General features: G+C 62.8%; 11 protein-coding genes. 2 read left to right on the top strand and 9 right to left on the bottom strand.

Annotation, left to right across the window (positions count from 1 at the left end; genetic code table 11):
* Positions 1–245 precede the first annotated feature (245 nt).
* From Q1B40_RS20535 to Q1B40_RS20520, 4 genes are all read right to left on the bottom strand, one after another.
* Positions 246–1,052 carry an inositol monophosphatase gene (locus tag Q1B40_RS20535; RefSeq protein WP_299818724.1) on the bottom strand — a complete coding sequence of 269 codons (807 nt, stop codon included), beginning with the start codon at positions 1,050–1,052 and terminating at the stop codon, positions 246–248.
* A complete protein-coding gene (locus Q1B40_RS20530; protein WP_299818721.1) occupies positions 1,049–2,110 on the bottom strand; it encodes an ABC transporter ATP-binding protein in 1,062 nt (353 codons plus the stop codon). The genes Q1B40_RS20535 and Q1B40_RS20530 overlap by 4 nt, the downstream gene beginning before the upstream one ends.
* On the bottom strand, positions 2,107–4,317 hold the full coding sequence (locus Q1B40_RS20525) for an iron ABC transporter permease (protein WP_299818718.1): 2,211 nt from the start codon (positions 4,315–4,317) through the stop codon (positions 2,107–2,109). The genes Q1B40_RS20530 and Q1B40_RS20525 overlap by 4 nt, the downstream gene beginning before the upstream one ends.
* Before the next feature lie 68 nt (positions 4,318–4,385).
* The gene (locus tag Q1B40_RS20520; RefSeq protein WP_299818715.1) at positions 4,386–5,408 is read right to left on the bottom strand and encodes an ABC transporter substrate-binding protein; all 1,023 of its coding nucleotides are present in this window, start codon (positions 5,406–5,408) and stop codon (positions 4,386–4,388) included.
* Positions 5,409–5,561: 153 nt separating this feature from the next.
* Between Q1B40_RS20520 and Q1B40_RS20515 the strand changes: the two genes are divergently transcribed.
* Positions 5,562–6,557 carry a LacI family DNA-binding transcriptional regulator gene (locus Q1B40_RS20515; RefSeq protein ID WP_299818712.1) on the top strand — a complete coding sequence of 332 codons (996 nt, stop codon included), beginning with the start codon at positions 5,562–5,564 and terminating at the stop codon, positions 6,555–6,557.
* 28 nt (positions 6,558–6,585) lie between these two features.
* Here Q1B40_RS20515 and Q1B40_RS20510 read toward each other — a convergent pair whose 3' ends face one another.
* The 5 genes from Q1B40_RS20510 to Q1B40_RS20490 all read right to left on the bottom strand — a co-directional run bounded on the left by Q1B40_RS20510 (position 6,586) and on the right by Q1B40_RS20490 (position 11,491).
* A complete protein-coding gene (locus tag Q1B40_RS20510; RefSeq protein WP_299818709.1) occupies positions 6,586–7,305 on the bottom strand; it encodes a spermidine synthase in 720 nt (239 codons plus the stop codon).
* Positions 7,306–7,348: 43 nt separating this feature from the next.
* Entirely contained in the window at positions 7,349–7,852 is a 504-nt protein-coding gene (locus Q1B40_RS20505; RefSeq protein ID WP_299818706.1) for an RES domain-containing protein, read from the bottom strand.
* Positions 7,849–8,316, bottom strand: coding sequence for an antitoxin Xre/MbcA/ParS toxin-binding domain-containing protein (locus tag Q1B40_RS20500; protein ID WP_299818703.1), 468 nt, complete (start codon positions 8,314–8,316; stop codon positions 7,849–7,851). The genes Q1B40_RS20505 and Q1B40_RS20500 overlap by 4 nt, the downstream gene beginning before the upstream one ends.
* Positions 8,317–8,459: 143 nt before the next feature.
* On the bottom strand, positions 8,460–8,891 hold the full coding sequence (locus tag Q1B40_RS20495; protein ID WP_299818700.1) for a YqaA family protein: 432 nt from the start codon (positions 8,889–8,891) through the stop codon (positions 8,460–8,462).
* 386 nt (positions 8,892–9,277) lie between these two features.
* Positions 9,278–11,491, bottom strand: coding sequence for an esterase-like activity of phytase family protein (locus tag Q1B40_RS20490; protein ID WP_299818697.1), 2,214 nt, complete (start codon positions 11,489–11,491; stop codon positions 9,278–9,280).
* 325 nt (positions 11,492–11,816) lie between these two features.
* Here Q1B40_RS20490 and Q1B40_RS20485 point away from each other — a divergent pair, with 325 nt between their 5' ends.
* A complete protein-coding gene (locus tag Q1B40_RS20485; protein WP_299818694.1) occupies positions 11,817–13,016 on the top strand; it encodes a multidrug effflux MFS transporter in 1,200 nt (399 codons plus the stop codon).
* Positions 13,017–13,556 lie beyond the last annotated feature (540 nt).

Genomic DNA, 13,556 nt, shown 5'->3' with positions numbered 1-13,556 from the left:
CCGCCAGCGTGCCTTGGAAGCGATGGAGCCTTGATCAGCGAATTTCGGCTGTCAGGAAATATGCTCGAACAAGAAAACGTCTAAAATGGGTGCGCGAAGCAGACTTTCGGCAAATTTTGTTGACACCGACTACGGACGGATCAAGCCGCCGAGAAACATTTGTGCCGGTAAAAGGCCTTTGTGAGACAACATCCGACTATCTCGCCGGAAACTGCACCAAGCAAGCAGGCCCCCCCGCCCAACCCCTACCAATCCGGCGCAGACCCAAAGTCACAAATATCCCGGAGTTCGTCGAACGCGCCTGACGAGGCGCCCAGAACCGGTGCGGGGAAGGTCAAGCCAGGGCCGCCGGGGAACGGCAGAACGCGGCCGCCGGCCTCGAGGATGAGGACATAGCCCGCCATGCAGTCCCAGGCGCTCATGCGGGGTTCGGCGTAGCCGGTCAGGCGGCCGGCGGCGACCCAGGCGAGCATCAGCGCGCCGGAGCCGTAGCGCATCCAGCCGGCGCCGGCGTCCATCAGCTCGGTCAGCATCTGACCGACGCGTTTGCTCGCCACCCGGTCGTTCGCGCCGATGCCCAGCAGACCGGCACGCAGATCGCCCTCGAGCACGCGGATCGGCGCGCCGTTCAGTGTCGCGCCCTGGCCCCGGAAGGCCACGAAAAGCTCGTCCAGCACCGGCGCATAGATCACCCCCAGCGCCGGGCCCTCGTCGTCGCAGGCGCCGATGGAGACGCACCAGCCCGGCAGGCCGTTCAGAAACGGCGCGGTTCCGTCGATAGGATCGATCACCCAGGTGAAGCCGGACCGGCCTTCGCTCAGCCCGTGCTCCTCGCCCAGCTGCGCGTCGTCCGGAAAGGCCTTGTCCAGGGCGCTGCGGATCAGGGTTTCGACTTCCCGGTCCGCCTCGGACACCAGATCGGTCACATGGCGCTTCGTCTCCACGACAAGCGCATCTCGCCGATGAAAATACTCCAGCGCCAGGTCACCGGCCCGCCGGGCCAGATCGACCGCCACGCTCAAGCGCTCCGCATTCAGGTCATTCAGCATCATGCAGTCCCCGGGATCAGCGCAACGCCGCGCGGGCGCACTTCCAGGGCAACCGCGGTGCCCGATGGCAAAGGTGTGTCGCTCTCATCGTCGACCACGAAAATCCGCCCCAGCGGGCCGTCGATTTCATATTCGACGTGATCGCCGAGATAGGCAGAAGAGGCGATGGTGCCCTTTATGCCCGTTCCATCAGTTGTCACTTTCAGCGCGTTCGAGCGCAGCGATATCTGAGCGGGTCCGGGCGACTGCCCCCTGGAGGGCAAGGGCAGCGTCACACCACCCAGCTCGACCTGCGCGACATCGCCTTCCACCGACAGCACGCGGCCGTCGACCACATTCGCCTCGCCGATGAAGTCGGCAATGAAGTCCGAGGCAGGGGATTCGTAAAGTTCGCGGGGCGTGCCGATCTGCGCGACCTTGCCCTCCTTCATCACCACGATGGTGTCGGAGACGGCGAGCGCCTCCTCCTGATCGTGGGTGACGTAAACGGCGGTGAGGCCGATCCGCTGCTGCAATTCGCGAATGTCCGTGCGCACCTTGCGGCGCAGCCGTGCATCAAGGTTCGACAGCGGCTCGTCCAGCAGCAGCACCTGCGGCTCGAGCACCAGCGCCCTCGCCACGGCGACCCGTTGCTGCTGACCGCCGGAGAGTTCCGCCGGCAAGCGGCCCGCGAGGCCGGACAAGCCGACCAGTTCCAGCGCCTCTTCCGCACGCTTGCGCGCCTCGGCCGATTTCATGCCACCCGCTTCCAGGCCATAGGCCACATTCTGCCCGACGCGCATATGCGGGAATAGCGCGTAACTCTGGAACACCATCGACACGTCCCGCCGGTCGGCAGGCAAGCGGGTGACATCGTCGCCGCCGATCAGGATTTGCCCGTCCGTCGGGCTTTCCAGCCCCGCCAGCATCCGCAGCGTCGTTGTCTTGCCACAGCCGGACGGCCCCAGCAGGGTGACCAGCTTGCCGGGCTCGATGTCCAGCGTCAGATCGGGAATGGCGGTGAAACTGCCGAAGGTCTTCCGCACGTTGCGGAACGCCACAGCGCCTTTTGTCTGCGTCATGCTCGTGCTTCCTTTGCAGAAAAACTGGAATTGGCGGCCTTTTCCTCGCCCCGCCGGATACGGCGTTCCCCGACCAGCAGCTGGAAGCCGCCGATAACGGTGATCATCACCAGGATCAGGACCGAGGAATAGGCAATCGCGATACCGTATTCGCCGTTTTCGACCAGCCCGACGATATAGGCCGTAGCCATGTTGTATTTCGCGCTGACCAGAAAGATCACCGCCGAGATCGAGGTGATTGCCCGCACGAAACTGTAGACCAGCGCGGCGAGAATCGCCGGGCGCATCAACGGCAGGATCACCTTGCGCATGGTCCGCCCGGAACTGGCCCCCAGGGTCAGGGATGCTTCGTCAAGCGAGCCGTCCAGTTGCGCCATGGCCGCCACCCCGCCGCGCACGCCCACGGGCATGTTGCGGAAGACGAAGCAGGCAATCAGGATCGCCGCGGTTCCGGTCATCTGCAGCGGCGGCAGGTTGAACGCCATGATGTAGCTGATGCCGATCACCGTGCCGGGAATGGCAAAGCTCATCATCAGCGCGAATTCGAACACCCCGCGCCCCGGGAACCTCTGGCGCACGATCAGCCATGCGGTCAGCAGCCCCACCGCCGCGGTCAGCGGAGCGGCGATCAGTGCAATCTCCATCGTCGTCCAGAAACTGTCCCAGGCAACACCGGTCCAAAGGATCCCGTTGTCCCAGCCAACGCCGAAGGCCTTGGCGTAGTGGTCGAGTGTAAGGGAATGGTCGAGACCCCAGATCTTCACGAAACCGCCGAACAGGATCATCGCATAGACCGTGATGGTGAAGGCGGCCCAGGCGACAGCCACGGTGATCACCGGCCAGCCGACCCGGCGCGGCAGGCTGATGTGCCGCCCGCCGTCGCCCTTGCCGGTCACCGTCGCATAGTTGCGCCCGGAGAGCCAAAGCCGCTGCGCCAGGAAGGCCGACAGGGTGAAGAACAAAAGGACCATCGCCAGTACCGCCGCACGGGACGGATCGTTCTGCGCCCCCACCACGGCGAAAAAGATCTCGGTCGACAGCACGCCGCCGGAGCCGCCCAGCACCAGCGGGTTACCGAAGTCGGCCATCGACTCGATGAAGCCGATCAGAAACGCGTTCGCCAGCCCCGGCGCCATCAGCGGCAGCGAGACCTTGCGGAAGGTCCGCCAGCGGTCGGAGCGAAGGGTCTGGCTGGCCTCTTCCATCGAAGGGCTGATCCCGTCCACGACCCCGATCAGGACGAGGAAGGAAATCGGGGTGAAACTCAGCATCTGGGCGATCCAGATGCCGGTCAGGCCATAGAGCCAGCGCCCCAGTTCCCAGCCCGTGGCGGCCTCGATCACCTGGGTCAGCGATCCGGAACGCCCCAGCAGCATGGTCAGCGCGAGGCCGACGACGAAGGGCGGCGTGATGATTGGCAGCACTGTCAGCAGGCGCAGCGATTTCTTGAACCTGAAGCCCGTCCGCGTTGCCACCAGCGCGAACACCAGGCCGAGCAGTGTCGTCCCGGTCGCGGTGCAGATCGCAAGGAAGAAGGTGCGCCATGCGACGCCGCAGTTTCCGCCCCAGAAGCAGGCCAGTGACCAGATTTTCGGATCGACGATGTTTCGGCGCACGCCTTCGCTGGTGAAAGACCCGTCGAACTCCTGGAACGCGCCGGTGAACATCGACACCAGTGGATAAAAGACAAACGTCGCGACCAGCAGCACCAGCAGCGTGATCGCGCCAAGCACGAAGGCATCGCCCTTGAGGGCGCCGCGCTCGGCGGCGCCGAAGGCGATCATCAGGGCAAAGAGCGTACCCAGTACAACCGCGCCGGCACCGAATGCCTGCTGCCCGGCGACATCGCCAAAGGTCGCTTCAAGCAGTCCCCAGTTCCAGCCGCGCAGGCCGATTGCCAACCCCTCGGCCAGCATCCAGGCGAGACCCGCCGCACCGACGGCAATCAGCGCACCACCACGTTTTCCGGGAGCCTGTGTGAACCGCAGCAAGACGGCAACGGCGAGCAGCGCCAGAACCGGCCAGAGCTGCCAGCGCCCCGTCAGTCCCTGCACCAGGCCCGGCCAGAGTTTTTCTGAAGAAATGAAATCTTCCAGCCATTCAAAGCTGAAGAAACCCGAGCGAATGCGGTACCAGGGCAACGCGATCAACGCGAAGACCCCGGCCGCAAGGATCAGATCGAGCCTGCGGTTGTCTCTGGATGTCATGGATCAGTCCGATGGGTCTGGAAGGCAAGGCAGCGGGTGACCGGAAGGCCACCCGCCCTGTCAGGGATTTACTGGAGCGGCAACGAGCCGATCTCTTTATCCCAGCGCGCCAGAAGCGCCTTGCGTCGATCCGCACTGCCGTATTCGGCGAAGTCGTAGTCGATCAGCTTGATCGTCGACAGATCCGGAGCTTCCTTGGGCGCCTCTGCACTTGCGTTAGAGGGGATCTGGAACGAACCCGCCTCCGGCATCATGCTCTGGACTTCCGCCGTCAGCACCCAATCGTAAAATGTCTTCGCAGCTTCGGGGTTCTGAGCACCCTCGACCATGGACATCGAACCGATCTCGTAGCCCGTTCCCTCGCAGGGAGCGACAACGCCGATCGGGAAACCGGCCACAGCCTGCGCGACGGCATCATGCTGGAACACGATCCCCAGGCCGGTTTCACCGCGCGCGGCGGCCTTCACAGGCGCACTGCCCGACTTGGTGTATTGCGAGACGTTGGCGTGCATTTTCTTGAGGAAGTCGAACGCCTCGTCTTCACCGAGCAATTGCACCAGCGTCGCCAGTGTCGTGTAGGCGGTGCCCGAAGAATTCGGATCGGCGATCTGGATTTCGCCCTTCAGCGCGGGATCCAGCAGGTCGGCCCAGCACTTCGGCGGCGCGATGCCCTTTCCTTCGAGGATTTCGGTGTTGTAGCCCCAACCGAGCGCACCGGAATAAACCCCCACCGTGTGATAGTCGGAGACCTTGGCCTGGCCTTGCGCCCAGTCCTGAAGCTCACTCAGCATCGGCGATTCATACTTCGAGCTCAGCCCGTCCTGGCCGGCCTGAAGATGCGGATCGCCGGTGCCACCCCACCAGAGATCGGTTTGCGGGTTGCGCGCCTCTGCCCGGATCTTGGCATAAGCCTCGCCCGACGACAGGCGCACCATGTTCACGTCGATGTCCGAATGGCTGGCCTCGAATTCGCTGACCAGCTTCTCGCAGATCACCACGTCAGCCGAACAGATCAGGTTCAGCTCGTCCGCCATTGCACTGGCAGGCAACAAGGCAAGACCGCCCAGAAGGGCATATTTCAATGACTTCATGATTTCCTCCCATTTTCCCAAAAATCTGGGAATAGATGCTATGCACACCTGTGCATTAAATTGCAATCAACCTCGGCTCTTGTCAAGAAAGTGTCAAAACTTTGCTATAATTAGATCGAAAGTGCCAAATGCACAGCATTGCGGGAATGTGAGATGATCAAGAACAAGGTAAGCGCGAAGGATGTCGCGGAACTGGCCGGCGTATCGCGCACGGCCGTCTCGCGAGCGTTTACACCCGGCGCATCCGTCTCCTCCGAAACCCGGGCCAAGGTGCACGCGGCAGCCGAAACACTTGGCTATCACGTCAACAATCTTGCGCGCGGACTTCTGACCTCGACGACGGGCATCGTTGCACTGATTGCCGCCGAGATCCAGACGCCCTACCGGTCCTTTCTGCTCGCCACCCTGTCAGAGAAATTGCAGGCCGCCGGCAAGGTCGGGCTGCTGATCAATACGGACCGCTCGGACGAAAGCGTTGCGCAAGCCCTGCGGCAGGCCATTTCCTATCGCACGGACGCAGCCATCGTTCTGTCCGGCATGCCCGATGCCTCGCTGGCCGAGACCTGTCTTCGCAACGGCATGCGCCTGGTGCTGATCAACCGCAACGAGGAACTGCCGGGCACCTTGCGGGTCAGGGTGGACGACTTTGCCGCCGGACGTCAGGCTTTCGCCTCGCTGGCCGCCGCCGGGTGCACCCGCCCGGCGCTTGCTTCGTCCCTGGCAGGCACACCCAGCCTGGAAGACCGTTGCCGGGGGTTTCGCGCAGCCGCCGCCGAAGCGGGAACCGAGGTCATTGAAGAAGCAAGCGGAATGACGTCCTACCAGACGGGTCTCGACGTGGGCACACGGCTTCTGACCCGCCCGGAAAGACCGGACGGCGTCTTTTGCGCCACGGACCTGGTCGCCTGCGGTGTGGTCGACGCCGCCCGCCGCCGCTTCAAGCTGCGGGTGCCGGAAGATGTCTCCGTGATCGGCTTCGACGATATCGAACAGGCGTCCTGGGAAAGCTACAACCTGACGACGTTTCGCCAGCCGGTGGAAGATATCGCCGATGCGACCGTCACCTATCTGTCCGAAGCGGCGGACGACACCCCGCGTACGGTCACACTTCAGTCACGCCTGGTCTGGCGTGGCAGCATCCTCGATTAGAGCATGTCGCGCTTAAGCGGATTTCAGCTCAGCCCTTGCGGCCCAGGTAGACGGCCTGCGTGACCTCGCGCCCGTCCTGCAGGGGATTTGCAAACACCACCGGCTCGGCCCAGGCCTCTTCGAAGGCCTCACCGAGCAAACCCGTGATCGCCTCGTCCGGCGCTTCGTCCGACCATAGCCCCACAACCCCGCCCGGCTTCACGAACCGCTTCAGGGCGCGCAGGCCATCGGGTGTATAGAAGCCTTGTGACCCGCCATGCAGCAGCCTGTCCGGCGTGTGATCGATGTCGATCAGGATGGCGTCATATTGACGGGCCGGCCGGTCCGCATCGAAACCGGCATCCGAAGCCGCCAGGGCAAAGAAATCTCCTTGCACCAGCCGGCAGCGCGGGTCATCGGCCAGCTCGGTTTTCATCGGCACAAGCCCTTCCCGGTGCCAGCGGATCACCGGCTCCAGAAGATCGACGACCGTGAGCCCGGCAACGGCTTTATGCGCCAGCGCAGCCTGGGCGGTATAGCCAAGGCCCAGCCCGCCCACCAGCACATCCAGGTCCCCGCCGCTCAGGGCGGCAAGCCCCATATCCGCCAGCGCCACTTCGGACGCGGTGAACAGGCTCGACATCAAGTGCTCTTCGCCGAGCAATATCTCAAAGACATCGGTCTTGAGGGCGAGGATATGCCGCCGGCGCAGCGAAATCGCGCCGATGGGCGTGGGTGAATAATCCAGTTCTTCAAACAATGCGCTCATGAGCGCACCATGACGATGGATTGGCGCTTTGGGAAGGGCGGAATCAGGAGGCGGTCTGCAGCCGGGGGTCGAGAGCAAACCTCTCCCGGGCAACATCGTCATAAAGGCCGTCCGCGTGATCGGCGTCAAAAATCAGATTCCAGCTATGCCGGGAAACGGCAGAGGGGATCAGGATGCAGCCATGTTTGCGAAGAAGATCATTGCCGAATTTCTGCTGGTTCTTGCCCGGAGAGGCAGGCGTGATCCAGTTCGGATTGCCGATAGCATCAGGCCCGACCACATGGAGCTTCGAGGGATCGATGATCCGGGCGGAGCTCAGATAATGGGGAGCCACGTCCAGAACCTCAAAACCCTTGTGAACGGCCACCTCGAGGCAGGCCGTGGCCGGATCCAGCGACGCATAGACGGCCCGCACACCCGGCGTGTTCCACCGCCCGCCGACCCGGAAGGCCCCTTCTCCCGTGTGCCACGTCCTGGAATGGCGTTCCTGGTCGATACGCCACAGCCTGATCTCTCCCGAGCCAAGCGGAGGCGGTAACGGGATCACGCATAGACCCCGTATTCCAGGCGGGTCAGATATTCCTCGACCGCCTCGACCCCGGCCGAAGTCGCAAGAAGATCGACAGGTTTCCGGTTGGAGAGGCCGATTGCAGGCTTGTTCATCCAGATTTCCGCGGCTTCCTCACCTCCCATCACATCGATGGCGTGGGCGAAGATTTCCGCGAAACGCCAGGCCCGGTTGCTTTGCTCCACGCTGAGGAGCTGCGGGGCGCTCTTGGCCTTGTGCCGCTGCAGCGTCCGCAGACTGAGCCCGATTGCTTTTTTAAGGGCGTCGCCCCGTTCCAGAAATGTCACCGCCGAGACGAGATGCAGAAGCGCATCGGCCGGCAAGCCCTTCAACAGAACCTCATGCGCATCCATCGCGTTTCGGACCCTGGCGTGGATTGCCTTCTCACCGCCGAGAAGCCCGACAGCACGCCCGACATCGCTTTCCACCTGCACCGCTTCCATTACATGCACCTCTGCGTCAACTGACGCTAAATATACGACACCTGTCGCAGAGTTTCAAGACGAAGCAACACCGCCCCCTGTCCGGTGAAGAGCCAGTCAGCGCTTTACCGCGAACCGCCAGATGCAGGACTCGGGGCTTGGGGTCAAAACACCTGCAGGGTCACCAGCGCAACGATCAGATAACGCGCTGTCTTGGCAATCGCCACCAGCAGCGTGAAGCTCCAGAAGGGTTCCCGCAGCACGCCGGCTGCCAGGGTCAGCGGGTCGCCGATCACCGGGGCCCAGCTCATCAGCAGCGACCAGCGGCCGTAGCGGCGGTACCAGCCCGTCGCCCGCTCCAGCTTCTCCGGTTTGACCGGAAACCAGCGCGCGTTGGAGAACGCCGCCGCGCCGCGACCAAGCCCCCAGTTGACCATGGACCCCAGGGTATTGCCGAGGCTTGCAGCGGCCACCAGCAGGACAACAGGGTCGGTTCCGGCGGCGATCAGGCCGGAGAGCCCGAGTTCGGACTGGGCCGGCAGCAGGGTTGCCGCCAGGAACGAAAGACCGAAGAGTCCGATGAGACTGGCGCTCATGAGATGCGAAAGACTGGCAGAGTCGAAAGGAAGATCATGGCTTTCCTATACGACAAAACGTGAAGCTTGCCATACAGCCTTGAACGATGCCGGCAACGGTTCGTTCTCGGCGACGTCATCACCTCCTTCCGGAGCTGTACCGACGCAGCCATCGAAATTGCTCGGTCATTGCAGGGCTTGACCCTCCAATCCACGCTATGACCTCGCTTCGGGCCAGCCGGGTTTGCGGCGGCGAAACGGCATGGATGCCATGGTCAAGACATGGCAAGACAGAGAAAACAAGAGACGCCGGCAAGCGCGTCTTTCCCGAGTGCCAAACAAAAAACCCGGCAGCCGCAGCCACCGAGTCTTTCGTCAGGTCTTGGGAGGACCTTTGACTTGTCGCTTTAGTGCAGCCGCGATGCCGGGCCCAGATCGATGAGCTGGGTTTCGCCCGGCGCGTCGTCGACGCCATCATTGTCGGTGATCAGGATCAGGCGGCCGCCAGCGGTGATGGTCAGGCCTTCCGGCTTGTCCAGAACCCAGCCCTTGCCGGCAGCCATTGCCGGAAGAACGTCCATCGCGAAATGCTTTTCCAGAACCGGAAGCTCTTCGCCGTAGGCGGCCGGCGTCACGCCGTCCAGGGAGATCGTGGTGATCTGCTTGATGGCAGCATCCTCACCGCCCTTGTTGTCCCGTTCCAGGATGGCGAATCTGCCGTTGCCCATGGAGACGATTTCCGACAGGCCGACCCAGCCGCCGGCAGCGCTTTTCGGCGCGTCGAGCGGATAATGGACGAAGCCCCAGGATTTTTTCGCCGGATTGTATATGGCCAGTTTGACCATGCCCTTCGGATCGTCTTTCCATTCGCGCTGAACGGCGACAGCCACCAGGGTCTCGCCATTCATCTCGAACTCGGCAACACCCTCGAAGGAGAAGCGCTGCGCCTGCGCGACCAGCTCTTCCGGCAGGGTGATTTCTTCTTCGACAGTGCCATCGGTGCCGACCTTCAGGAGCAGGTGCCCCAACTCCTTGTCCGGATGACCTTCGGACGCCAGCCAGAAGCCGCCGTCTTTCGCAACCGAGATGCCTTCAAGGTCGAGTTTCGCCTGCTTGCCGCCCTGAACGGTAACATAGGAGGTGATCCGGGCCGGTGTGGAGGAGATGTCCAGCGTGAAGATGCGGGCATCGTCATAGAAACTGTCGCTGACCGCGTAGAGGGTGTTTGCATCCTGCGGGTCAGCAGCCAGACCGGAGAGCGCGCCCCAGCCGATCGGAGCATGCTTTTCCGGGTCCATGGCGGAGACGACGGACGGATAAGCAGGAGCCGCGGCGCCGAACTTGTAGAGCGAGACATGCGCCCGAACGCCGTCTTCATCGACTTCGTTGGCAACAGCGAAGAGATCCCGGCCCGGGATCGCCAGCAGACCTTCCGGTCCGACATGGGTCGGCAGGAACTGGACGAATTCCGGCTCGGCGCCGGTGTCCTTGTAGACCGCAACGAAGTTGCCGCGCTCGGAATTGACGAAGATCAGCGTCTCGCCGCCGAACTCGCCGACCGCCACGCCTTCCGGCTCGGTGCCCTTCTTGGCGGCGCGCTTGGCCGGGTAGTGGCCGTGCGCCATACCCAGGTGCTCCATCTGGTTGCCACTGTCGAACAGAACCTCGCCATCTGCGTTCCAGATGGTGAAGCCGCGCGAACCGCCCTGATAATCGCCTTCGTTGGCGGTGACGAAGCGTTCGTCGTCGATCCATGCAACCGCATCGGGCTCACGCGCGACGTTGTCGGTGGAACCGGATGCATCGCTCATGAGGGCCTTGGTGACCGGAATGTTTTCAGCAGACGCCGTGCCAGCCGAGAAATGCCTGACGATCTCGCCGCTCGCCAGATCGACGATGGCCAGGTGATTGTTTTCCTGCAGCGTGACGACGGCCTGGTTCTTCGAATTGATGGAAACGAATTCCGGTTCCGGATCGCTCGGAGCCACTTCGGCCAGACCGGTCATGTCGACGATGCGCACCGCGTCGCAATTGGTCGGCATGCCGTTGTCATCGAGATCGAAAATCGCCAGATGACCGGCCGGCATCTGCGGCATGGCACCGTCATTCAGGTCTTCGTCACGTTCGTTCTCGATGGCGATGGCGACGAACTTGCCGTCAGCGGAAATGGCGACGCTGTCCGGCTGCCCCTTGGTGTCACATTTGGCGGTGATGCCGAGGCCTTCCAGGGAGATAACAGCCAGGTGACCGCTGGCGTTGATGTAATCCTTGCTGGTGTTGACGCCGGCATAGGCCGCCTTCGTGCCTACGGCGACGGACGTCGGCTCGCCGCCGAGCGCCGTGCGGCCCATCGGCTGAAGGTTCAGCGGGTTGGAAGCATTGACGAAAACGATGTCCTCGCCCGGGCTGTCGGTGAACACCAGCGTGCGCCCGTCCTTCGAAGCGTAGATGATTTCCGCGACCGTCTCGGTGGCCAAATCGGCGCCTTCCGGAAGGGTCTTGTAGACAGGATAGGTATTGATCCGCTCGAAATAGTCCGCCTGGGCGGCGGAGACCGCACCAAGACCGAACAAGACCGCAAGACTGGCACCTTTCAGGAAACGCCCGCGAAGATTCGCCATTGCACTAGCTCCCGTATTTTGGGGTTGAGGTGGCCGCAAGCTAGTGGCCGATATTACCGAACAGGTGACATTTGCATGAAGGTTTGGTGACGTCCGGAGGATTTGCCCGCCGCAGCAAAATCTGTCGGACTGATCGCGCTACGGCACATCCGGGGCAAGCATTCTGCGCAACCCTGACATGCAATTTACGCAAGGCTGACGGTCAAAAAAGACTGGACTCGCGCTTTTTGTTCTTTCAGTCTGCACGCTCTTCACTTCTTGCGCCCACCTGTTTGCGGTTTGGCGCTGCCGTTTGCGCTTTGGCGCGTTTTTATCGGATATTGTTATGCAGATCGGGTTTGTTCGCTCCGCCGTCGTGCTGGGGCTGTTGGCTGTTGTCGGGCCGTTTGCAATTGACCTTTACCTCCCCGCAATGCCTGAGATTGTACGGGATCTGAACACGGACGACGCAGCCGTCCACATGACCTTCACGGTTTATTTCATCGCCTTCGGCCTCGCGCAGCTCTTCTACGGGCCGCTGGCGGACCGGTTCGGCCGCAAGGTGCCCGTCTATATCGGCCTCGTTGTGTTCATTGCCGGGTCCGCCCTCTGTGCGACGGCGCCCGATGTGACCACGCTGACGCTTGGCCGTTTCATTCAGGCGCTCGGCGCCGCCGCGCCGATGGTGATCGTGCGCGCCGTCGTGCGCGACCTTCATACCGGCGGCCAGGCGACCCGGCTGATGGCGCTCGTCATGCTGGTCATCAGCATATCGCCGATGCTGGCCCCTCTGACGGGCAGTATCATCATCCAGTTCGGCAGTTGGCGGCTGATTTTTGGCGCCCTTGCGGTTATCGCCCTCGCCGCGATGGTGCAGATGGCCTTTCTGCTACCTGAAACACTGCCGCCGGAACGCCGCGGTCGCATCGATCCGACGGCGATGATCCGCAGCGCCATCTATCTCCTCAAGGATGCCCGGTTCATGGGCCTGACGCTGATCGCCGGTTTCTCGCTCGCCAGCTTCTTCGTTTTCCTCGCCGCCGCGCCCCTGGTTTACATGACCCGTTACGGGCTGACGCCGACAGGCTTCAGTCTGGTCTTCGCGATCAACGCGGTCGGCTTCTTCGCCTCCTCGCAATTCGCCGCGACGCTCGGGGAGCGTTTCGGCATGGCGCGCGTCGCCCTTGTGGCCGTCTGCGGCTTCGCCGCGGCAACATCGCTGCTCTTCGTGCTGGTCTGGAACGGCATTGATGACCTGCCGGTGCTTATGGTCCTGCTGTTCATCGGCAACAGCTGCCTCGGTCAGGTCATCGCCCCGACCATGGTCATGGCGCTGGAGGAACATGGCGAACATGCGGGCATGGCGTCTTCTCTCGGCGGCACCTTCCAGATGGTGTCCGGCGGCGTGATGATCCTGATCTGCAGCCCGTTCTTCGACCGCACCCCGCTGCCGCTCACCGGCGCGGTCGCGGTCTGCGCGCTGACGGCCCTGGTAATCGCCCTGCTGACCCTGCGCCCGGCGCGCGAAGGCAACGCCCCGGCCTGACGCCCAAGTCAAGGCCAGGGCCGCCTCGTGCCCATCCCTCCTGACCGGCAAATCTCGCCGTCACTCCGGGCAGCATGAACCGGAGTGACGGGCGGCACAGGCGCGATCCGGCAATCCACCCTAAATTGACTCCTGCAAGCCCTGGTTCAAATGACTTGAAGGAGACGGACATGTTCCGGACGACACTTATCTCAGCAGCAGTTTTCTCTGTTATCGCAACCGCATCATCAGCCGGTGCGGCCGTGGATGCCGCTCAGCACACGGCGCCAGCCCCTCACGCCGCATCGACGGGATCCAATGAAACCGTGCAGGATATCGCGTTCAATCGCCGGGTGGAGTTGCAGTGCCCTCCCTTTTTCGAGGCCCTTTGCTCATTCTGAAGTCAGCGGGAAACACCTCGCACAGCGATACCGCCGTCCATACCGGAATGAAGACACTTGATTGCCTGAACCGGACGCTGGCGTCCGGCATCCCACTTGACTGACCTGTCCTTGACAGCAAAACCCCTGCGCTCGTCTGAACGCAGGGTTTGCTGTTTTG

This window comes from uncultured Roseibium sp. (assembly GCF_947496995.1).
Classification (GTDB): domain Bacteria; phylum Pseudomonadota; class Alphaproteobacteria; order Rhizobiales; family Stappiaceae; genus Roseibium.
This window is presented reverse-complemented; position numbering and strand designations above follow the sequence as displayed.